A 20,338-nucleotide genomic window follows, 5' to 3' on the forward strand; every position below is an offset into this window, starting at 1 on the left:
GGCACGACACAGGCAATCGCTGTACGGGAGAATGGGGTCCATGATGACGGCGCCAACTCTTGAGTACCCGCACGAACCGCCTCGACGGAGATCTCGCCGGACGACGCTCATCGTCACCGCGGTCATCGTCGTGGCCACCCTCCTTGTCGGCTTCATCGCCGCCGACCGGGTGGTCGACTTCACCACCGAACAGAAGATCGCCGCCGGACTCGAGCCCTACGGCGATGCCGATGTGAACGTCGAGGGCTTCCCTGTGCTGACGCAGATGGCCGGGGGAACTCTCGACACCGTTCATGTCACTGCTGATCGGGCGCAGTATGAGAACGTCGACTTCACCGACGTCGATGCCAAAGCCTTCGACGTTCCCGTCGACACCTCACGTCCGATCGGCACGGTTGAGGCGAGCGCGGTGATTCCGCTGTCGACGATCGACTCGCTGGCCACCGAACACGCCTCGCTGCCCGAGGGCATGTCATTCACCACGATCGACGGCGGGCTCTACCTCAAAGGTTCGCTGCTCGGACAGGATCTGCTCATCGGCATCGAAACGAAGGCTGAGTCACGGCGGGTCGTGGTCAATGCCACGACGATCAGACTCGGATCCGCCGAGGTCGACATCGACTCGCTCCCCTCGTTTCTGACCTCGTCGATCTCAGACATCGTCATCGACCTCGATTTCCTGCCCGCCGGCCTCGAGCTCACTGACATCGAGGCCGCTGATGCCGGTCTGAAGATCAGCCTCCACGGCACCGGCGTCTCCGTGAACTGAGCCGGGGACGACTCGGAGCAGACTCTGAATGAATGTGCGAGACCATCCTGTTTTCGCATAGACTGACCGTGATGACTCCCACGATGCTCGGCGCCGTCTTCACACCGAAAGTGTGGGTCCTGGGACACCCGGGCACCAACGGCTACATCACGTCGTGGGGCATGATGCTGTCGGGGACAGCTCCACTTCTGGTCGGAGAACGACTCCGGCCCACCTTCTGAGCAGACCGTCAAAAGCACGACCGCCTCGGCGCTTGATCACTGATCGCTCTGACAGAGCACCCGCACACATTTCGGGCCGGAGAAGCACATCTTCCGGCAACGAAATGGAATCACCGTGACTTCACCATCTCCAGCACCTGCCACCGGCTTTCGCCTGTTCGCGTCTCTGCGCAGGGACACCGTCGGCGGCGGACTCCTCATCATCGCCGCCGTCGTGGCCCTCATCTGGGCGAACTCTCCCCTCGCGGACTCATACTTCGCTCTCAGAGGCGTCGAGGTCGGCCCCGCCGCCTGGCACTTGCAGCTGAGCCTGGGAACCTGGGCTGCCGACGGCCTGCTCGCGATCTTCTTCTTCCTCGTCGGGGTGGAGCTGAAGACCGAATTCACCCACGGCGATCTGCGCAGCTTCCGCACTGCCATCGTCCCGATCACCGCCGCAGCCGGCGGCGTCATCGTCCCTGCCCTCATCTACACAGCTCTCCTGATCTCCCACCCGGAGACGCTGCGCGGGTGGGCGATTCCCACGGCCACGGACATCGCATTCGCCGTCGCGATCCTCGCGATCATCGGCTCCCATCTGCCCAAGGCTCTGCGCATCTTCCTCCTCACCCTCGCCGCCGTCGATGACCTGCTGGCGATCGGCATCATCGCCGTCTTCTACACCGATACGATCTCCCTCGTTCCACTCCTGGCAGCTGTCGCGGTCATCGTCGTCTACGGTCTCATCGCCGCTCGCTTCAGAACGTTCTTCGTCGACCGAGCCCGGGCTGCGTGGATGATTCTGCTGCCCATCGGGCTCATCGCCTGGGCGCTCATGCACGCCTCCGGTGTCCATGCGACGATTGCCGGTGTGCTGCTCGGGTTCATGATCCCCGCCCTGGCCAGCCGCCGGCGCAGAGGTCAGGATCGGCAGGCAGATGACGATCACCGCCCGAACCTCGCCGAGGTGCTCGAACACCGCCTGCGGCCACTGTCCGCGGGATTCGCGGTGCCCGTGTTCGCATTCTTCGCCGCGGGTGTGGCTGTGGGCGGACTCGAGGGTCTGGCCACTGCGTTCTCCCAGCCGTTGACCTTTGCAATCATCGCGGCCCTGGTCCTCGGCAAACCGTTGGGGATCCTGGCGTCGACGTGGCTGGTCACCAGATTCACCTCGGCGGGCGTGGACCCGAATCTGAAGTGGCCGGATCTGGCCGGTGTCGGTCTGCTCGCCGGAATCGGGTTCACGGTCTCCCTCCTCGTCGCCGAGCTCAGCTTCATCCCCGGCTCCCCCGAACACGATTATGCGAAGGTCGCAATCCTCAGCGCCTCGGTCATCGCCGCCCTGTCGGCCATGCTGGTCTTGGGCAGCAGGAACTCTCGGTACCGCAAGGCTGAGGGCGCTACCCTGGGTGTGGTCCACCGCTGAGGACCGCACACCACCGCCACTGACGGCACCACCAGAAAGGCTCAACGATGAGCACGATCACCCCCGTAGGCGAACGTTTCGGCTCCGAACTCGCCGAACTCGCAACCCTCGTCGATTCCGAGCGTCCGGGCTGGACGAGGCGGGCGCTGAGCGAATTCGACATCGCCGGACGCGACTATGCCCGCACCCTGATGAAGCAGGCAGGGCTGGCGACCCGAGTCGACGGGGCGGGAAACGTCATCGGGGTGCTGGCCGGTCGCCTCGGCGGGCAGGAGATCATGCTCGGGTCCCATACCGACACCGTTGACGGCGGAGGCCGTTTCGATGGGATCACCGGTGTCCTCGGTGCCATCGAGGTTGTGCGGCTGCTGCGGGAGAACAACGTTCGACTCGACCATGACCTTGTGATCGTGGTCTTCTTCAATGAAGAGCCCAACGACTTCGGCTTCTTCTGCGTCGGCTCCCGGGCGATGACCGGGCTCGTCGACCGCACCACCCTGGCCGCCACCGACACCACCGGCCGCAGCCTCGCTGCTGCTCTGCCGGACTCCGGCATCGACCCTGAAGCCTTCTTGGACGCACGCTACGACTTCTCGAAGGTCACCGCCTTCCTCGAACTCCACATCGAGCAGGGACCCGAGCTGGAGCGGATCGGCAATCGGATCGGCGTCGTTGAGACGATCACCGGCATCAACCACTTCAAGGCGCTCTTCACCGGCCGCCAGGACCATGCCGGCACGACCCCGATGGATGTCCGTGCCGACCCAGGGTGTGCCGCTGCCGGCACGGTGCTCGCCGTCGAATCGATCGCTGAGTCGGGGACGAACACCCGCGGCACGAGTGGTCAGATCCAGTTCACTCCGGAAGCCGTGAACGTCGTCTCGGCCAATGCCAGCGTCGAGGGCGAGTTCCGCGGCCCCGACGGTTCTTGGCTGCATGAGGCACAGCGCAGGCTCACCGATGCTGCCGGGGAGAATGCTGATAAGCGCGGCGTGCGTGTGGAGATGGAGTGGACGACGGACGATGCGCCCGTGCCCCTGCACGAACCGATCACTTCGACCATCGCCGAGGTGGCCGATGACCTTGGTCATTCCAGGGCCACAATGTTCTCCGGTGCCGGCCACGACGCGGGAATCATCGCCGCCAAGACGCAGGTGGGCATGATCTTCGTTCCCTCCCATGATGGCCGCAGCCACTGTCCCGAGGAATTCACCGAACTCGATGACATCCTGCCGGGAATCGAGGTCCTGCTCGAGACCGTGCTGCGCCTCGACGGAGCTGCGCCTGCAGGCGGGCCTGCAGCTTCCGGTGGGGCCGCGCGGTCAGGTGGAGCACAGTCGATATGACTAAGATCGGTGGTGACAGGACCGTCTGCTGAGAAGGGCTACACCATGCCATTCGACAAGTTCATCAACAAGGCCAAGAACCTAGCCAACGACCCGAAGGTCCGCGAAAAGCTCAACTCCGAAAAGGGAGAGAAGACCACTGATTCGATTCTCGACAAGGCCGCAGGTGTCGCCGAATCACTGACCAACGGCAAGCACACCGAGAAGATCCAGAAGGCCCGAGACGCCGCCGACCGCGCCGTCGGCAGTGATGGCAAGTCGGAGGACAACCAGCCCGATGGCCAGCGTCCGGCCAGCGAACAGCGACCCGATGTGAATCGTCGCAACGACGAGGGCGAAACTCACCCCTGAGGATTCTCACTTCGGGGGTCAGCGCCTGTTCGGGATAACTGGCCCGATCCGGCGGCATATCGGGGATGCGGGTGGTGGGCCTCTGCGACGACTGCGACAGCCCAGTTCTCTGCCCCGTGTTGGACTCCTCACCAGCACGGGGTGTGTGAGAATAGCAGTCGGGCGACTGCGGTCCGCAACACAGCCAGCCCATTCTCTTCCCACGATCTTCACCACACTGCAGGAGGTGCAATGCGATCCCCTATCCCTGATTTCTTGGACGAGACGCTCGATCGTCACAGGTCAGACCGGTCTGGTGCGAACGCGGACTACATTCCGGATCTGGCGTCGGCCGACCCCGAGAAGCTGGGCATCTGCATCTCCACACTCGACGGGATCGAATACACCTCCGGAGATTCGGAGTTCGAGTTCTCCATCCAGTCGATGTCGAAGCCCTTCATCTACGGCATGGCGATCGAGCAGGAAGGGCTGGCCGCAGTCCTCGACATGGTCGGTGTCGAACCCAGCGGGGAGGCCTTCAACGAACTCTCCTTGGACAAGATGTCCGGCAAACCGCTCAACCCGATGATCAATGCCGGTGCCATGGTCATCCATTCGCTCCTGGGCGAACCGGGAACCTCGCTGGCCGAACGAATCGAAATCGTGCGAACCGGCCTGTCCGAGTTCGCCGGCCGCCAGCTGCGCGTCGACGACTCGGTGGCTGAAGGCGAATGGGGTGAGGCCTACCGCAATGTCGCGATCGCCAATATGCTCCGGTCCTATGGTGTCTACACAGACCAGCCCGACGAAGTGGTCCAGGGGTATATCGCCCAGTGCTCGATCCTCATCACCACCAAAGATCTGGGAATCATGGCCGCCACTTTGGCCGCGGGCGGACTCAACCCGGTCACCGGTAAACAGGTGCTCTCACCTCGCGTGAACCGTCAGGTTCTCGGCGTCATGATGACGTGTGGCATGTACGACGCTGCCGGTGACTGGATGACAGAGGTCGGCGTACCCGCCAAATCCGGAGTCTCCGGCGGAGTCTTTGGGGTCCTGCCCGGGCAGGTCGGCATCGCCACCTTCTCTCCGCGCTTGGACAAGCACGGGACGAGCGTTCGCGGAGCCAACATCTTCAGGACTCTCTCGCGCGAGCTGAGTCTTCACATCATGGACGCGCCCGAGCCCGCACGCTCGATCATTCGCCGTGACAGGCGCTTCGTGGACTCTCAGGGTGTTATGGTGCGCATCTGCAGCCTGCAGGGTCTCATCCAGTGGAGCGGTGCCGAAAACGTCATCCGGACGATGGACGCCCCCGAATCCAATGTTGAGGCCTTCGTCCTCGACCTGCGTCGGGTCAATGAGATCAATGGGGTGGCCAGGCGCATGCTCACCGAGGCGATGAGTCGCCTCGAGGAGGACGGAAAGCGAATAGCGCTCATGGACCCCGAAGACATGCTCCTGTGCAAGAGCCCGAGTTCCGCGTTGCCAGACGTCGAATACGTCGACTCCCCCAAGGCGCTCAAGGGCCTGCGTCGGCTGCGTGAAGACTGGTCACAGAGAGCCGTATGACGTCGCCGAGACGTGGGTGCCCGATGTGAGTGCCCACCACCGGCGTTTGCTAAGGTTAGGCTAACTAACCTGATCAAGCAGGCGCAGTTTGAGGCCCTCGCCGAGGCGGCCCATAAGAACAGCCCGGCGCAATCGCATACCCGGAAGGTTCTCCATGTCGGCTGCTCCCAATACGCAGAACAACTCAGCTCGTCCGCCCCGCCCGCAAGCCATCCTCACCGTCCAAGACGTCACCTCGATCACTCCGAACCTGATTCGGATCAGGGTCGGCGGCGAGGGCTTCGACGCCCTGTCCATCAACGAGGCGACCGACAAATACGTCAAGCTCATGTTCGCCGATCCCCGGCACGGCCTCGTCCCGCCCTATGATCTGACAGAACTGCGGGAGAACACCCCCGAGCAGCTGCCCCGCAACCGCACCTATACCGTGCGGGAGGTCAACGAGGACGAGAAATGGCTGACACTGGACTTCGTCATCCATGGCGATGAGGGCGTTGCGGGCCCGTGGGCCACATCGGCACAGCCAGGCGACACCCTCGTCATGGTGGGTGCCGGCGGCAAATACCGGCCCAGCCCTGATTCCCCCTGGCACCTGCTCATCGCCGACCACACCGCGATCCCGGCCGTGAGCACAGCGCTTGAGGCCATGGACGCCGAGGCGAGAGGCATCGTCATCGCCGCCGCCCCGGATGAGGCAGACCGACTGCTGCCCGAGGCACCGGACGGCATCACAGTGACCTGGGTCGACAATGACGATGAGCTCATCGCAGCAGTCCGCGGCCTCGACTGGCCGGAGGACATCCCGCAGGTCTTCGCCCACGGTGAGCGGGAGACGATCAAGACGATCCGCAAGGCCCTCAAGGAACACGGTGTTCCGCGGGAGTCCTTGTCGATCTCAGCCTATTGGGCACGCGGTCGTGCCGAGGACCAGTTCCAGGCCGAGAAGCGCGAACCCATCGGCAAGATCGATTGACGCAGCGTCAACTCGACTGACGTCGCGTCAGCGGTCAGTCCCAGCTGGCTGAGCCGAGGTCCTCGGTGATCGATCCTGCCGAACCGGTTCGCTCGCCTCGGCGGCGCTGGCCGCGGCGACGTGTGAGGAAGACGGCCAGGACGCCGAAGCCGATGAGAGCCAGCGCGATTCCGCCCAGAATGAGGTACTGGCCCAGATCAGCACCGGTGCGCGGGAGCGAGCCCGCGTTGTCGTCAGCCGCGTCTGTTCCATCGGACGAACCTGCGTCGCCCTTCGCCCCCGATTTCGAGGCATTAGATGATGCCGAGGCGTTTGCCGCAGACAATTCCGAGCCCTTCGACGATGAACCCGAGTTCGCGTCGTTTCCAGTGTCTGAGTTGGCTTCGTCTCCGGTGTCTGAGTCGGCAGTGGTCGATGCCACCGTGGACTCTGTCCCAACGGAGTCCGCGGTGGCATCTTCGGCTGCACCATCGGAATCGACCGAAGCGTCTGAGTCGGCCGAAGCACCTGCATCCGCCGAGTCATCGGAATCCGCACCCGCGCCGTCGTCGTTGAGATCGGTGACAGAGTACAGGCTGGTGGTGCCTGAGACTTCGTTGCCGACGACGAGGGCCGCTTCGCCTGTCGGAGACTCATCAGCGCCCAGGAAGGCAATTCCTTCCGGACCAAGGTCGCCGGCTTTGGAGAGCAGGGCTTCGGGATCGGAGGCATCCTCGATCTCGTCTTCAACGGAGACCGAGAAGTCACGGTTGTTGAAGTAGGTGACGAATCTCGGGTTCGTGGGGTCGCTGAGGTCGAAGGCGGCGATTCCGCCAACCCGTTCGAAGCCGACGAAAACGTAGGTGGTCTCCCCCACTTCACCGACGGTCAGGGCCTCAGGCTCTGGGCCCTTGTCATCGCTGCGTCCCTCACGATTCGACTCCGAGTGGTTGGAGTTGAAGAAGTCGGGAATCGCCTCGGCGGTCAGCTGTTCGAAGCTGTCGCCCGAGTCGGCCACGAGTGCGCCATCGGTCGTCCACACGGAGAAGGAGCGGGTGCCGAATGCGTAGAGTTCCTCGTAGCAGTCACCGCTCTCGTTCAGCCCCAGGTCGGTGATGATGTTGAGCCTGCCCAGGGCCTCGTCACCGAGCTGGCCAGCCAGCGGAGAGTTCTCGCACACGGGTGCCAGATCGTCCTCGCCGAGGTCCTTTACCCTGGCCGCGTCGACGAAGTCGCCCCATTCCCTTGAGTCTCCTTCATTGGCGGTGACCAGGTAGTCGGTTCCTCCAGATGAGAACGAGGAGATCGTGTCGGGCATGTAGACGCCCTTCAGTCCCGGGTGCTCTGCAATGTTCGTCTCCGGCGCGTCTTCTGGGTCGCTGTCTGAGGCGTCGAGCCCGTTCCCTGCCTGCCCATGATCTTTGAAGCCCAGCGGAAGAACGTCGGTGACCTCGGCTGTGGCGATGTCGACGACGGCGATCGCGTTCGCCTCCTGCAGGGTCGCGTAGGCCTTGTCGCCTGCGACGGTGATGTATTCGGGTTCGAGATTGCGAGAGATCGGCAGATCCTCGTGCGGCTTGGGCCCGAACACGCGAACCTCGTCGTGCAGGGTCTTCGAGCCGCCTTCTTCGAAGTCGCGGAAGTCAGCGGTGTGCACGTCCGACTCCTTCGGCGCGGCCACCTCGGCGGGCAGGTCGACCACAGCTACGGATCCTTCGGGATCCGTGGCGAAGTCCTCGGACGGCTCCCCTTCGTTGGCCACGAACGCGTGCGCACCCTCGGGGGTCAGCGCCACCATGTCCGGCAGCGATCCGACCGGGACCGTTCCCAGCACCGTCGCCGACGTGGTGGTGGCGTCGAAGAACATCAGTGATCCCGGTGCGGTCTTGTCCTCGTTCTCAAGCGCAATGACGCCGAGTCCATCATCGCGGACGGCGATGGAGTTCGCGACGCCGGAGCCGGTGATGGCACCTGTCTTCTCAGGTTTCGCCGGATCCGAGATGTCGATGATGTCGACTGTCGCGGCCTCGGCATTGACGGTGAATGCGGTGTCGCCGTGAACAGCGGTGATCTCCGCGGCGGACTCGTCGAACTGACCGGTCCCATGGGAGCCGAGGAACCCAAGATCCAGGCTCGCATCCGGAGCGGAATGGCTGATCGGTTCCGCCACCTCTGCCGCCGATGCCTCACCGAAGCCGAGAACCGTCGCGATCGTGCTCAGGCCCGTGGTCAGCAGCAGTGCAGTCAGTGCGGCCGTGATTGAGCGCGAAGTGGATGGATGCGTCATCGGTTCTCCGGAGTCGAGGTGGTCGAGAGGGCGAAACTGCCCGCAACCACTCATATATAGGCACACGGCCTGTCTCTGCCTCGAACTCTGGGTGGATTCCGGATGAACTGTCCTGCTTCGGAGGAACCCACGTGGGGCCGGTCAGTCGAGATTGAGGGTCTCGACCACCTCGGCGACCTTCGCCTTCTGGTCAGCGGTGAGACCGAGGATCGGCAGTGGCAGGGAGTGTGGGGCGACCAACCCCAGATGTTCGGCGATCGCGGCTGTGATTCGGAGGCTGCCGCCGAATTCGGCGAAGAGATCCCACAGCGGCTGGAGTTCGGCGGAGAGCTCCAACGCCCGGTCCGCTTCGCCGTTCTGAGCGGCTCGTGTGATCGCGAGCATCGGAGTCGGCAGGGTTCCGCCGACTGCCGTGTACCAGGCTTCGCAGCCGGCGTTGAGGACGGCAGCTCCGAAAGCGTCGCCTGAGATCCCGATCGTCACCTGGTTGCCGGTGGCGGCACGGATCCGCTCGACATGTGCGCTGAAGTCCGGTGGCGACATCGCCTGTCCGGGAATCTTGATCGAGGCCACGCCCTCAAGTTCGGCCAGCCGTGCGTAGAGATCAAGGGTGAAAGTGAAGTGTGTGGTGCCCGGATTGTCGTAGACGACGATGGGAAGATCGGTCGCTGAGGTGACCGTCCGGAAGAGTTCGAACACATCGTCGGCGCTCAGCTGCTGGTAGCTGACGGGGGCGAGCAGGAGACCCTGGGCGCCAGCAGCTTCCGCCGAGCGGACATTGGCCATGACCTCACGCGTGCGCAGGGCGCCGATGCCCACGAACACGGGGACCCCGGCGGCATGTTCGACGGTCAGCCGTGCGACTCGAGCACGTTCTTCAGTGGTGAGGTAGGCGTACGACCCGGTCGAGCCCAGGGCAGTGATCGAATCGACGCCGGCCGTGACGAGACGCCGGATCAGCCCCACGTAGGCAGCCTCGTCGATCTCCTCGTCGCGGATCGGGGTGAGGGGGAAGGCGCTCAGGCCCGTGAACAGTGTCATGTCTCAGTCTCCGTGGATGTCGTCGATGGCAGGTAGTGCTCGAGTGGGTGAAATTCTGGTTGGGCCGCAGGGTCCATAACGGCATCGGCACCGACGGCGTTGGCCACCGCCAGTGCTTGGTCGTGGGAGTACCCCGAGGCCAGCGCGATCGTCAGTGCGGCACAGAAGGCGTCTCCTGCACCGACAGTGCTGATCGGACGGCGCGGCAGAGCGTTCGCGAAGGCAACCTGCCGACCGCGTTCGAATAGAGCAGATCCCTTCGCACCATAGGTGATGGCCACGAGCCGTGCCTCGCGCAGCTGCGGGAGCAGATCGTATTCGGTTTCATTGACGATGATGAGATCGGCCCGCTCGACCACCTCGGCGGGCAGGGGCAGTGCCGGGGCTGCGTTGACGACGAACCGCCCTTCGACGGAATGTGACAATTCTGTTATCAAGTCAAGGGAGATCTCGAGCTGAGTGAGCACAGTCTCCTGCGTCGGGAACCTGCGACCGGCGATGCTCACGTGTGCGTTCGCGCCTTCGCAGACCGCGATCTGATTCTCGCCGCGTGCATCGACCATGATGAGAGCGGTTCCGGTCTCCGAATCGACGACGGCAACGTCATCGGTCCCGACGCCGGCGCCCTGCAGGGCCGCTCTCATCGCCGTGCCCGAGGCATCGGAGCCGACGGCGCCGACCATCCTCGTCCGTGCGCCCAGCTGTGCCGCGGCCGCAGCCTGGTTGGCGCCCTTGCCTCCAGGACTGTGGATGAGGCGCCCGCCGCCGACCGTCTCACCTGCTTCGGGCAGGCGGTGCGTGAGCGCGGTGATATCGGCGTTGATGCTGCCGACGACGGTGAGATCAAGGTCAATGCTCATGTGGTCGTCCATAACCCATGTCGGCACCCGAGAGATGCATCTCTCGGGTGCCGACATGGTCAGAAGCTGATGGTCAGGAGCCGTTGACGACGAGCTCGACCGGGATGTTTCCGCGAGTGGCCTTCGAGTAGGGGCACAGCTCGTGGGTACGATCGACGACCTTCTGAGCGGTGTCCTGATCGACGCCGGGGATGGTCACGGTGAGCTTGACGCTGATGCCGAAGCTCTCCCCCTCCTTGCCGATTCCGACTTCGGAGTTGACGACGGACTTCGAGGTGTCGACCCCGAGCTCCTTGCCGGCCAGGCCCATCGCGCCCTGGAAGCAGGCTCCGTATCCGACAGCGAAAAGCTGTTCCGGATTCGCTCCTCCACCGGGTCCGCCCATCTCCTTGGGGGTGCGCAGGTCGACGTCGACTGCCTTGTCATCGGTAGCGCCGTGACCGTCGCGGCCTCCGGTGATCTCGGCCTTTGCGGTGTAGGCAATGCTCTCTGGGGTATTCATAAACCGTCTCCTGTTGGTCGAATCATGATTCACAGATCGGGTCCTTCACGAAGAAGGTACCTGAGACCGAGTATTGTCACTTCACCGATGGAAGTCCAGGGGGCGGCCCTACGATCAGCTGAAAGAGGAACGGGGATGAGAAAAGCCCCGGAATCCTTGATTTCTCTCGGACTCCGGGGCTTGTCTGCTCGGGGTGAGTAACGGGACTTGAACCCGCGACATCCGCGACCACAACGCGGCGCTCTACCAGCTGAGCTATACCCACCACATCCGCTGCACCTTGGCGCAGACAGCAAGATATATCCTAACCTCACTCCGGCACCCGGGCAAACTCACAGCCCATATGGTGCACAATGAGACACAGATCTCCTGACGTGCAACGATTCAGTAGCGATGTATAACGGTTTCGGAAAAACGGTAGGAGCACCCGATCGTATTCAATAGTATTGTCACGGTCCCACCCTCAATTTTATTCAAGGAACCCTGTACATGGCTCGTGCGCTGATCTCCGTCTCTCAGGACGGGTTCACCTATCTCACCCTCAACGGGGCGACGAGTCGCTACTCCGACACCGGACAGGCCATGACCTACCTTGGCGACTATGCCAGGGAGACAGCGACCCAAGTGCCTGTGACCATCGACGATGGCAAGCAGGAAGTCGACGTCCTCCTCGACGAGACCGGCAAGATCGCCCCCGCCGCTTCAGCATCCCCGGCACCTCCGCCCCCTCAGGAGTCTTCTTCCTCGGCGGCACCTGCGGACTCGAACGGGGACACATCGGCAGATGAGGTCACGACCACCTCGGCGATGGACACCACCTCTGCTGAGGCACAGACAGCACATCAGCAACAGTCGAAGACCGACGCCGAGGCGGGCGGTGGGGACGACTACCCCCTGGGCACCCCATTCTCGGGACCGGCTGCCCCCAGCACTCCGACGGTCAAGCGCACTCGGGTGCGCAAGCATGCACCACAGCACAGAAGCTCACCGCAGAGCCGACCCCAACGCCTGAAGAAGATCACCGTGCCCGGCCTCGTGCTCATCGGCATCGTGATCCTGATGATCGGGGCTTTCGTCATTCCGAACATCGTCCCGACCGGTTCCCAGGACTCGCCGCAGACGATCCAATCCGAAAAGCAGATCAATCCGGCTTCCGAACTCTCGGTCAACAAGACTGAAGACGTCGTCCCCGGCTTCGACAACTCACCGAAGTGGGAGACGAAGATCCCTAAGGACGCCTCGGTGACAGCCTCAGATCGTGGTGTGCTCGTCGTTGACGAGGGCAAGCTCAAGGTTCTCGACTCCAGCACAGGAAAGACCCGCTACTCGGGAAAGACCAGCGAAGCCCCGACGTTCGCAGTCGACACGATGATCGACGGCAAGCCCGCACTGCTGTGGCAGGCCGGCAATACTGCTGAGGCGCTCATCGACGGTGAGGACAAGCCCAAGACCTACCAGCTGCCGGAGAATGCTCGCATCACATCTGCTGGCAAAAGCGTCCTCGTCAAGTCCGGCAACCGACTGTCGACGTTCGGCGCTGACGGGCTCGAGAACGTCCCGACACCCGACTCAGGGTCGACGCCAATGGCGATCGAGAACGACGAGCTCTTCAGCTCCGACTGGAACGGTCCCGTCAAGGCGAAGGACATCAAGTCCGGTGACGAACGTTCCATCAAGCTCGAAGCACCCGCCGATGAGCTCCAGATCATCAAATGGGTCTCTGCAGGCCACGGCAAAGCAGTCACCCTGTGGGGTGAGCAGGGGGCATCGACGAACTCCGGCCACCGCATCCAACTCGTCGTCCACTCCTTGGAGGACGGTTCCATCCTGTCGACTGTCACCACCACAACCGACATCGTCGGCGAGATGTCATGGGTGCGCGGGCAGGGCGGAAAGCGGGCATACATCGGCCCGTACCTCTTCGATCTGGAAAACGGGCTGCTGCTCATGGATACCTCCAGCAAGGACATCCACCTGTCTGAACCGCGGGGCACAATCGTCCCCTGCACCGTCGACAACGACGACTCCTGTCTGATGGCGGGCAAACACGCCTACCGCACAGACACCAACCTGTTGGCACTGACAAACGACGGCGGAACTGCCATCGTCGACGGCGCCGATTCGACGATTCGCGCTTATGACAAGACGTCCGAACCGAGCGAGAAATAGATTCTGACTTTCTCACCCTGGACGTAGCCATTAGGATGGACAGCGACGTGCCTGTCTGTCATGTCCCCTTGTATGTTTGATGCCGGAGCCCCCACTGCTAAGGAACACAGTGCCAGTTACACACGAGCTCAGCCGCGCAGCGGCCGCCCTCGGCACTGCTCTTGCCCTGATCCTCCTGCCGATCACAGGCACAATCGCTCCTGCGAATGCGAGTCTCACAGACTCCGGCCAGACCAGCTCATCAAGCTCGGGGAACACAACTTCCGATCCTGACGGATCCCCCGAAGGTGCAACAGCGTTGGACCCAGGCGAGGCGATCGATCCCCCCACGGCTGATTCCGATTCTGGAAGCTCCAAGGCCAGCGACACCGATGGAGACGACCCCGAAGCACCCAAAGACGACCCCGCCTGCGACGCACCCAGTGATGGTGGCGACACCAGCGCACCGTGTGAGGTCGAAGACCCGATCGACTCGACCTGGAACCAGTCCGCGCAGACTATGCAGGTCTCCGGCATGCCCAGAAGCTGGGAGGGTAAGGAATTCGACGGCCCGGTGGAAAAAGACGAAGCCAAACGCTGGCCAACCCAGAACTCTTCGACTTCTGGCAATGACTCCGATTCTGCGGCAGATGGGGCCGAGCCTGACAGCGCCACCGACGACAGTGGAAACTCCGTGCCCGAAGCAACGGATAATGCACCGGAGAAGTATTCGTTCGATGAGGACGGCTACGTTCTTGATGCCGAAACAGGCGAACGGATGGTATTCACGGATTTCGAAGATCCGCCGAGCCCCGAATGGACATTCGTTTCAAACGGAAAAGACATCACCGTCGAAGATGGCGAGCCTTACCCACCGCCAAGCGACGAGGCTGAAAGCGAAGCGAGTTCGAACAGCTCCAACGAGGTTGAGGGCACCGCTGACGGTGCCGACCGTGGTGCGAAGGACAACGACGCAGACCTGAGTGCCTCCACCGATTCGGAGTCGGGCACCGACGGCACAGACGTCGAGTCCTCCGCCGGCGACAACTCGGACTCCAACACCTCATCGGATTCGGAGAGCGAGTCCTCGTCCGACACGTCCTCCGACTCCGAATCCTCAGACTCCGCGAAAGCTGATTCCAAGGAATCCGACACCTCGTCATCATCCGACGCCGATTCGTCCAAGCAGAATTCTGATTCGAACTCCTCATCGATATCCGACGGCTCCGATTCCGGCAGCTCCGATAACAAAGGCAACTCGGACAAGGAAGGCGGCAAGGACGACAAAGGCTCCGCAGACAAGGACGGGTCCGGAACAACCTCCAGCGGTAGCGATGGCGGGCCAGTCGGCGATGACTCCACCCCAGACCCTGCGACCGGCAACGGTTCCTCGGACACACGCGATGAGATTCCCGGGGACGTCGGCGACGATTGGATGCCTGGAAACGGCGACTCCCCACCTCCGGACTACTCGGATCCCGTCCCGCAGAACCCTGACACTCCCGTGCCGGATGATGACAAGGACCTCATCACCGGAGGGGAAACTCCAAAGCCTCGCAGCGACAAACCACCATCGACCTCGTTCGGTGAGTCGATTGCATCAACGATTGCGAGTTCGTGGCCGATCTTTATCCTCGCAGCCTCAGGTATGGCCGCCGTCGGCTTCATCATCTGGATCGTCGGCCGCCGCAATAAACGGAATTGAGCCGCCTCAGAACTGAGCCCACCTCACAGGTCCATGCTGCTCTAAGATCACAGCATGGATCTCTACGACTCAGAACTCCAGGTGATCGCCGTCGCCGAATCTCTGGCAGCCACACTCGGTGCCGATGAGAATCACACGGTGGCGGCCGCCGTCATGGACACTCACGGTCGCATCCACACCGGCGTCAATGTCCACCACTTCACCGGTGGTCCCTGCGCTGAGCTCGTCGCCATCGGCAATGCGGCAGCCGCCGGAGCAGGTCCGCTGGTCACGATCGCAGCCGCCGGAGATGGCGGCCGTGGCCTCCTATCCCCCTGCGGACGCTGCCGTCAGGTAATTCTCGATCTGCACCCCGACGCATTCGTCGCAGTCCCCAGATCGGGTTCTGCCGGGCCCGCCAGCTCTGCCGGGTCTGCCGCGATTGCTCCGATCTCCGCGCTCGTCCCCCATTACTACCGTCCACCGGATTCGGCGCCCCAACGCCTCCTGAGGTTCCACCCTCGCTATTACGAGGCGACCACCTCGGGGAGGAAGAGCCTGACCGTACGGTGGAAGGAATCCCACTCGCCAGGCCCTGCCTTGGCCTATTTCGAACACACCAAGCACGGGCCGGTGCCCGTTGACATCACCTCGGTGAATACCCATCGGCTGAGCGAGCTGACGCCGCAGATTCTGCATTTGCAGGCTGGGTCGAGCATCGAGGGATATGTGACCAATCTGCGCGATCACTATCCGACCATGCCTGAAGACGCGGACGTCGATGTCGTGACTTTTCGGCTCTCCGCAGTCAATATCTGACACTGAGAGAATCAAGCGGTTAAGCTTGACACGAGGCACCGTGGCACCCCGTCACGTGCATGTTTGTATTCTCGACCCGGAGGACCTGCCCCGATGACTGACAATGTCTACACCTCAGATGTGACCGTCGACTCAGCGTCACCCAGCCAGCTGGCGGAATCTATTCGCCTGCGCGAAGAGCGCATCGCGGACAACATCGATGAACTTGTGGGCCGTGTCCACCCGAAGGTCCTTGCGACTCGCGCCGCCAACAAGGCGAAGTCCGGCGTCGTCGATGAAGAGAGCGGCTCGGTCAAGCCCGAAGTGGTTGCGCTCGGCGTCGGCGCCGTCCTCGGCGTGGCCGCACTGATCGTGGGCCTCTCCGGCCGCAGCAAGCGTGGCTGAAGCCTCTCTGCCGATCCGCATGCTGCATGACCGGATCCTTCTGGATCCGGGTGAGGAAGCCGGGGAGCGCAAATCCTCGGCCGGGATCGTGATCCCGGCAACCGCAAGCATGGGGAAACGTCTCGTGTGGGGCAAGGTCGTCGCGGCCGGCCCACACGTGAGGCAGGCCAACCTCGGCGATACCGTCCTCTATGACCCTGAGGAACTCGCCGAGGTGGAGCTCGAGGGGAGCGCGTATGTGCTCCTGCGTGAGCGCGACGTCCACGCGATCTCGGAACCACCGGAACAATCGAGATCCGGTATGTACCTCTGACCTGCAGGTATGCGAGCTACCTCACAAAACCTCAAATGAGTGGTTCTCAGTTTGCAAGAACCCTGGCAACCTGAGTAATATTAATTCTCGTTGCGCGGCAAGCGCAGCTCGCACCTCTAGCTCAATTGGTAGAGCAACTGACTCTTAATCAGTGGGTTCCGGGTTCAAGTCCCGGGGGGTGCACAGCAAAGAAGGCCCCTCACCAGGCATAACGTCCGGTGAGGGGCTTTCGTCATTTCGATACGGAGTCAGCGACCCCACGGTTACCCATCTTTTTCGTTCGGACTCCTGCCGAATTGATCGAGGATCGAGGACATATCAGGTGCGGTTGCCGCCTTCGCCACATAGTGCGCCGAGGTAACACCGGTGCCCGAATGTCCGAGGACCGCGGCCGCCGCCTCGAGGGTGGCCTCAGCGTCGATGAGCGTGGCGACGGACTTGCGGAAGACGTGCGGGGTGATCGTCGTCGTGGTCTCGAGATCTTTGAGCGCAGCGCGCAGTGTGCGCCGATAGTTGTTCGGCCACTTCCACGTACCGGCGCCGGATGGGAACACCGCGTTCGTCTCGGTCGGGATCACCTCGACGCTACGCCGCAGGAGCACGTCGACGACGAACGCCGGTAGGGTGAGCACTCGATAGCCGCTGGCCGTCTTGGTGTGCGACTGCCGCCTCAGCCCTTTGTCCTTGATCGGGACGATCGTGCCCGACACCGTGAGGCTCGGATGGTCACCGAGGTCCACGTCGGACCAGCGTAGTGCCAGCACCTCACCGATGCGCATTCCGGTTCCTAGCATCACGTCCACGACGTCGAGGATCTCGGAGGACCGGCGCGGCCCCATGACACCTTCGGCGCCCTGCCACTTGCGCAGCCCCTCGCGGAGCTCGCCCACCTCGTCGATCGTCAGCGCCTTCACCGGCTTCCGCTTCCGCGCAGGCAGGCGCACCTCGCGCACCGGGTTCGTGCGCAGCGCGTCGTGGCGCACGGCCAGGTCGAACATGCTCGTCAGCACTGACTTGGTGGTCTTGGCCCTGCCCGGGGTTTTGTCCGCCAGTGCGCGCAGGAACTGGTCGACCCGCGAGACTGTGGCCTCGATGATGAGGTACTCCCCCAGTGCCGGACCGATGATCTTCTCGACGATGGACTCATAGCGTTCGAGGGTCTGCTCGGTGTGGTCGTCGGATCCGCGCAGGCTATCGGTCCAGATCTTGCCGAGGTTGGTCACGGTGGTGTTGCCGGTGATCGTGTCGCCGGCTGACTCGACCCGGGCGCGGAGGTTGGCGAGCAGCTTCCTCTCGGCCTTGGCGCCGGAAGGTCCATACGCCTCGACCTGCTTCGTCTTGCCGGTGAAATCACGGAAGCGTGCACGCGCCCGCCACTTGCCCTCTGAGATCTCGGTCCTGGTGATCTTGCCCCAGGTGCCGAGCTCGAGCCGCGGTCTAGACATCTTCCTCACCCTCCTGGTCTTCTACGTAGACGTGACCCTTGAAGTCGTCGGCTATGCCGACCGTCATTCCTCCGGCATTCTGCGTAATCGTCAATCCGATGTCCCGGAGACCGTCGATATGACGTTCGCCCTCTTGCCTTATCTCAGCGGGGATTCGAGGTTCAACACCATGGACGGCCTCTAGTGTTCGAGCGGCGAAGACAGCGTTCATCGAATTGGCCCTCATCCGCTCACCTGCGCCTGCGAATCCATCCTGATCGCTGAACTTCCTGTAGCTGCGCACAGATTCGTCAATCGTTCGCATCAATCCGACGATTTCTCCCGTACGCTTCGCCTGCTCATTGTCTTGTCCGTCGATGATGTCGACCGTGTGTTCACCGGCCCACCACTGCCACGCTTCCCACGCAGACTTCTTCGTTCCGCCGACTATCTCAACCTCGTCCGCAGACGACAGATCCATGAGCAACGACAGCGGAGCCGCGCCAATTGCGGTCGCGATTGCAGCGATCTCGGCGACGTTCACACTCTTCCTCAGTCCAGCCTCAAGGTTGTTCAGCGAAGTCCTATTGAGCTTGTACCCCAGCTCGTGAGTGCAGATGTCAGCGACCGACTGCACCCTCATGCCAGAGGCTTCGCGAAGGACTCTGACGCGCTCTCCAATCGCCTTCGCCTGACGTTCCGGCCAATCCGATCTCAACTCTTCTGTCATGGAAAATGACAATACTCATCTTTTCGTCATTTGTCACTTGCCCCCGTCTTGCGATGACGCTACAGTGTTAATTGTCATCCTCAATGAAACGGAGAACAATATGTCATCTAGAGTGAACGGCGGTAGCCAGGAGCCCCCGGCGTCTCCCGCGGCCCACTTGACAGCCCGCCAGCTCGCGGAGCGTGAAGGCGTTCCATTGCAGACGGTCTACATCTGGAACACGAACGGCACCGGCCCCCGTCGAATGAAGATCGGCAAGCACGTGCGTTACCGTCTGGCCGATGTCCTCGAGTGGGAAGAGCAGCAGCTCGACCCCCGGCCAGCAGCGTGAGGTGGTCGACGTGAACGATGAACGACCCTCGCGTCTGACCGATCAACGATTCGCAGAGCTACGGGCCCTGGCCGACAGCCTCGGTCTTGTCGTAGCCACGCGCTGCCACTACTGCGGTTCGCCTCTCTGGGCACCCGCATCACTCGAAGCCGGCATAGGGCCGGTATGCGCCACCAAGCACAAGAGCGGCGTCGGGATCCTCGACCAAGATTCCCCGACGCCGCCTAGATCATCCAGATAGGAACTGTAATGACCATTTACCAGTCTATTGCTCAGTCTACTGCTGACGACCGACGCGGGGCCGAATGCCGCTGTCCCGACGACCGGTGCGCCGGATATCACCACGAAGTCGGAGAGACGTGCTGGTGCGCGATCTTCACCGGCCAGCCCACCGAGGACGGTGAGCGGCGATGACCGCAACGGTATTCGCCGGATACGACCCCGACGGTGAGCTCGCCCCGCGATTCTTCCCCCTCGGCCAGACCGCCGACACCTCGGACACCATCACCGACCGCGCCTATGACCTTGGTGTACGGATGAAGAAGGGCCGGATGATGCGCGAGATCGTCAGCATGTCCGGCGACACCGTGCTGATCCACTTCGGAACCATCATCCGGTTCCCTAAGTCTGACAAGCCCAAGGTCAAGACAATAGCCAGGTACGCGGTAGGTGCCACCGAAGCCGAGAAGGACGCTCTGGTCCGAGTGGCCGAGATAGCCGCGCTCGATCCCGGCTTTATGGCAGGCATGTGGGAACACCTTAAAGCGAGTCGACACCCGAGAGAAGGGGATCTACTGCCCGAACAGGACCACCTGCACATCGCCCTCGTCACCGACCTACTCAACCCCGGCCGGTACGCCGCCACCGCGATCGACCAGGGGGCCACAGCATGAACTGCGACAAGCACCTCGGCTTCCTCGCCGGCTGCCCACGATGCTCCAAAGACCGAATCAGCGAGCTCGAATGGCTGGCCCACCTTGGCGAAACGTGGACATGCCTCACCGTGCGCAGAGCGGGCTACCCGTCGATCGACGCTGCCGAGCGATCCCTGCTCAGGGCAGGCCGCGGGGATCTCGTGGCTCGACTGAGGGCGAACGCCCACGACCTAGGAGTGGTGGCCTATGCCTGACACACGCGCCTACTGCTCACAGTGCGGTCTCCGCATCCGCCACGACCTCATCGGGTGGCTTATCCGCTTCGAGACCAATGGCGCGATCTAC

Annotated in this window: 22 protein-coding genes and 2 tRNA genes; 17 read left to right on the forward strand and 7 right to left on the reverse strand. The window is 62.8% G+C overall.

The window, feature by feature from the left end; genetic code table 11:
- Positions 1-40: 40 nt before the first annotated feature.
- The 7 genes from HX613_RS13885 (at position 41) to HX613_RS13915 (ending at position 6,616) form a co-directional block, all read left to right on the forward strand.
- On the forward strand, positions 41-769 hold the full coding sequence (locus HX613_RS13885) for an LmeA family phospholipid-binding protein (RefSeq protein WP_235345854.1): 729 nt from the start codon (positions 41-43) through the stop codon (positions 767-769).
- Positions 770-840: 71 nt separating this feature from the next.
- Positions 841-990: a hypothetical protein gene (locus tag HX613_RS13890; RefSeq protein WP_235345855.1), complete on the forward strand. Its 150-nt coding sequence runs from the start codon at positions 841-843 to the stop codon at positions 988-990.
- A gap of 115 nt (positions 991-1,105) precedes the next feature.
- The gene (gene nhaA, locus HX613_RS13895; protein WP_235345856.1) at positions 1,106-2,395 is read left to right on the forward strand and encodes a Na+/H+ antiporter NhaA; all 1,290 of its coding nucleotides are present in this window, start codon (positions 1,106-1,108) and stop codon (positions 2,393-2,395) included.
- A gap of 47 nt (positions 2,396-2,442) precedes the next feature.
- On the forward strand, positions 2,443-3,741 hold the full coding sequence (locus tag HX613_RS13900; protein ID WP_235345857.1) for a M20 family metallo-hydrolase: 1,299 nt from the start codon (positions 2,443-2,445) through the stop codon (positions 3,739-3,741).
- A gap of 12 nt (positions 3,742-3,753) precedes the next feature.
- Positions 3,754-4,092 carry an antitoxin gene (locus tag HX613_RS13905; RefSeq protein WP_235345858.1) on the forward strand — a complete coding sequence of 113 codons (339 nt, stop codon included), beginning with the start codon at positions 3,754-3,756 and terminating at the stop codon, positions 4,090-4,092.
- A 231-nt stretch (positions 4,093-4,323) separates the two neighbouring features.
- Positions 4,324-5,643: a glutaminase gene (locus HX613_RS13910; RefSeq protein WP_235345859.1), complete on the forward strand. Its 1,320-nt coding sequence runs from the start codon at positions 4,324-4,326 to the stop codon at positions 5,641-5,643.
- A gap of 154 nt (positions 5,644-5,797) precedes the next feature.
- Entirely contained in the window at positions 5,798-6,616 is an 819-nt protein-coding gene (locus HX613_RS13915; RefSeq protein WP_235345860.1) for a siderophore-interacting protein, read from the forward strand.
- A gap of 34 nt (positions 6,617-6,650) precedes the next feature.
- Here HX613_RS13915 and HX613_RS13920 read toward each other — a convergent pair whose 3' ends face one another.
- The 5 genes from HX613_RS13920 to HX613_RS13940 all read right to left on the reverse strand — a co-directional run bounded on the left by HX613_RS13920 (position 6,651) and on the right by HX613_RS13940 (position 11,550).
- Positions 6,651-8,882, reverse strand: coding sequence for a choice-of-anchor I family protein (locus HX613_RS13920; RefSeq protein ID WP_235345861.1), 2,232 nt, complete (start codon positions 8,880-8,882; stop codon positions 6,651-6,653).
- 141 nt (positions 8,883-9,023) lie between these two features.
- A complete protein-coding gene (locus tag HX613_RS13925) occupies positions 9,024-9,923 on the reverse strand; it encodes a dihydrodipicolinate synthase family protein (protein ID WP_235345862.1) in 900 nt (299 codons plus the stop codon).
- On the reverse strand, positions 9,920-10,783 hold the full coding sequence (locus HX613_RS13930) for a PfkB family carbohydrate kinase (RefSeq protein WP_235345863.1): 864 nt from the start codon (positions 10,781-10,783) through the stop codon (positions 9,920-9,922). Before HX613_RS13930 ends, HX613_RS13925 begins: the two co-directional genes overlap by 4 nt.
- 73 nt (positions 10,784-10,856) lie before the next feature.
- On the reverse strand, positions 10,857-11,285 hold the full coding sequence (locus tag HX613_RS13935) for an organic hydroperoxide resistance protein (RefSeq protein ID WP_092107016.1): 429 nt from the start codon (positions 11,283-11,285) through the stop codon (positions 10,857-10,859).
- 192 nt (positions 11,286-11,477) lie between these two features.
- Positions 11,478-11,550, reverse strand: a tRNA-His gene (locus HX613_RS13940).
- A gap of 224 nt (positions 11,551-11,774) precedes the next feature.
- Here HX613_RS13940 and HX613_RS13945 point away from each other — a divergent pair.
- The 6 genes from HX613_RS13945 to HX613_RS13970 all read left to right on the forward strand — a co-directional run bounded on the left by HX613_RS13945 (position 11,775) and on the right by HX613_RS13970 (position 16,816).
- Positions 11,775-13,454: a hypothetical protein gene (locus tag HX613_RS13945; RefSeq protein ID WP_235345864.1), complete on the forward strand. Its 1,680-nt coding sequence runs from the start codon at positions 11,775-11,777 to the stop codon at positions 13,452-13,454.
- A 109-nt stretch (positions 13,455-13,563) separates the two neighbouring features.
- Positions 13,564-15,138: a hypothetical protein gene (locus HX613_RS13950; protein ID WP_235345865.1), complete on the forward strand. Its 1,575-nt coding sequence runs from the start codon at positions 13,564-13,566 to the stop codon at positions 15,136-15,138.
- A gap of 54 nt (positions 15,139-15,192) precedes the next feature.
- Positions 15,193-15,936: an ASCH domain-containing protein gene (locus HX613_RS13955; protein ID WP_235345866.1), complete on the forward strand. Its 744-nt coding sequence runs from the start codon at positions 15,193-15,195 to the stop codon at positions 15,934-15,936.
- A 93-nt stretch (positions 15,937-16,029) separates the two neighbouring features.
- On the forward strand, positions 16,030-16,320 hold the full coding sequence (locus HX613_RS13960) for a DUF3618 domain-containing protein (protein ID WP_198396968.1): 291 nt from the start codon (positions 16,030-16,032) through the stop codon (positions 16,318-16,320).
- On the forward strand, positions 16,313-16,633 hold the full coding sequence (locus HX613_RS13965; protein WP_235345867.1) for a GroES family chaperonin: 321 nt from the start codon (positions 16,313-16,315) through the stop codon (positions 16,631-16,633). Before HX613_RS13960 ends, HX613_RS13965 begins: the two co-directional genes overlap by 8 nt.
- A gap of 110 nt (positions 16,634-16,743) precedes the next feature.
- A tRNA-Lys gene (locus tag HX613_RS13970) sits at positions 16,744-16,816 on the forward strand.
- Between the two features lie 80 nt (positions 16,817-16,896).
- On the opposite strand, the gene HX613_RS13975 is transcribed toward HX613_RS13970, so the two are convergent.
- Together HX613_RS13975 and HX613_RS13980 are read right to left on the reverse strand one after the other, a co-directional pair.
- On the reverse strand, positions 16,897-18,078 hold the full coding sequence (locus HX613_RS13975; RefSeq protein WP_235345868.1) for a tyrosine-type recombinase/integrase: 1,182 nt from the start codon (positions 18,076-18,078) through the stop codon (positions 16,897-16,899).
- Positions 18,071-18,700, reverse strand: coding sequence for a hypothetical protein (locus HX613_RS13980; protein WP_235345869.1), 630 nt, complete (start codon positions 18,698-18,700; stop codon positions 18,071-18,073). The genes HX613_RS13975 and HX613_RS13980 overlap by 8 nt, the downstream gene beginning before the upstream one ends.
- Positions 18,701-18,887: 187 nt before the next feature.
- On the opposite strand from HX613_RS13980, the gene HX613_RS13985 reads away from it, so the two are divergent.
- The 4 genes from HX613_RS13985 to HX613_RS13995 all read left to right on the forward strand — a co-directional run bounded on the left by HX613_RS13985 (position 18,888) and on the right by HX613_RS13995 (position 20,247).
- Positions 18,888-19,118, forward strand: coding sequence for a helix-turn-helix transcriptional regulator (locus HX613_RS13985; protein ID WP_235345870.1), 231 nt, complete (start codon positions 18,888-18,890; stop codon positions 19,116-19,118).
- Complete coding sequence (locus HX613_RS23060; protein WP_442862605.1) at positions 19,069-19,359, forward strand: DUF6011 domain-containing protein; 291 nt, start codon at positions 19,069-19,071, stop codon at positions 19,357-19,359. The genes HX613_RS13985 and HX613_RS23060 overlap by 50 nt, the downstream gene beginning before the upstream one ends.
- A gap of 169 nt (positions 19,360-19,528) precedes the next feature.
- Complete coding sequence (locus tag HX613_RS13990) at positions 19,529-20,011, forward strand: hypothetical protein (protein WP_235345871.1); 483 nt, start codon at positions 19,529-19,531, stop codon at positions 20,009-20,011.
- Entirely contained in the window at positions 20,008-20,247 is a 240-nt protein-coding gene (locus tag HX613_RS13995) for a hypothetical protein (RefSeq protein ID WP_235345872.1), read from the forward strand. Before HX613_RS13990 ends, HX613_RS13995 begins: the two co-directional genes overlap by 4 nt.
- The last annotated feature ends 91 nt before the right edge of the window (positions 20,248-20,338 follow it).

It is taken from the genome of Brevibacterium sp. UCMA 11754 (assembly GCF_021532275.1).
Lineage (GTDB): Bacteria > Actinomycetota > Actinomycetes > Actinomycetales > Brevibacteriaceae > Brevibacterium.

Coding starts and splice junctions, on each gene's coding strand:
- HX613_RS13885 (WP_235345854.1), top strand. CDS start 41: ATGATGACGGCGCCAACTCTTGAGTACCCGCACGAACCGCCTCGACGG.
- HX613_RS13890 (WP_235345855.1), top strand. CDS start 841: ATGACTCCCACGATGCTCGGCGCCGTCTTCACACCGAAAGTGTGGGTC.
- HX613_RS13900 (WP_235345857.1), top strand. CDS start 2,443: ATGAGCACGATCACCCCCGTAGGCGAACGTTTCGGCTCCGAACTCGCC.
- HX613_RS13910 (WP_235345859.1), top strand. CDS start 4,324: ATGCGATCCCCTATCCCTGATTTCTTGGACGAGACGCTCGATCGTCAC.
- HX613_RS13915 (WP_235345860.1), top strand. CDS start 5,798: ATGTCGGCTGCTCCCAATACGCAGAACAACTCAGCTCGTCCGCCCCGC.
- HX613_RS13920 (WP_235345861.1), bottom strand. CDS start 8,882: ATGACGCATCCATCCACTTCGCGCTCAATCACGGCCGCACTGACTGCA.
- HX613_RS13925 (WP_235345862.1), bottom strand. CDS start 9,923: ATGACACTGTTCACGGGCCTGAGCGCCTTCCCCCTCACCCCGATCCGC.
- HX613_RS13930 (WP_235345863.1), bottom strand. CDS start 10,783: ATGAGCATTGACCTTGATCTCACCGTCGTCGGCAGCATCAACGCCGAT.
- HX613_RS13935 (WP_092107016.1), bottom strand. CDS start 11,285: ATGAATACCCCAGAGAGCATTGCCTACACCGCAAAGGCCGAGATCACC.
- HX613_RS13945 (WP_235345864.1), top strand. CDS start 11,775: ATGGCTCGTGCGCTGATCTCCGTCTCTCAGGACGGGTTCACCTATCTC.
- HX613_RS13955 (WP_235345866.1), top strand. CDS start 15,193: ATGGATCTCTACGACTCAGAACTCCAGGTGATCGCCGTCGCCGAATCT.
- HX613_RS13960 (WP_198396968.1), top strand. CDS start 16,030: ATGACTGACAATGTCTACACCTCAGATGTGACCGTCGACTCAGCGTCA.
- HX613_RS13975 (WP_235345868.1), bottom strand. CDS start 18,078: ATGTCTAGACCGCGGCTCGAGCTCGGCACCTGGGGCAAGATCACCAGG.
- HX613_RS13980 (WP_235345869.1), bottom strand. CDS start 18,700: ATGAGGGTGCAGTCGGTCGCTGACATCTGCACTCACGAGCTGGGGTAC.
- HX613_RS13985 (WP_235345870.1), top strand. CDS start 18,888: ATGTCATCTAGAGTGAACGGCGGTAGCCAGGAGCCCCCGGCGTCTCCC.
- HX613_RS23060 (WP_442862605.1), top strand. CDS start 19,069: ATGTCCTCGAGTGGGAAGAGCAGCAGCTCGACCCCCGGCCAGCAGCGT.
- HX613_RS13990 (WP_235345871.1), top strand. CDS start 19,529: ATGACCGCAACGGTATTCGCCGGATACGACCCCGACGGTGAGCTCGCC.
- HX613_RS13995 (WP_235345872.1), top strand. CDS start 20,008: ATGAACTGCGACAAGCACCTCGGCTTCCTCGCCGGCTGCCCACGATGC.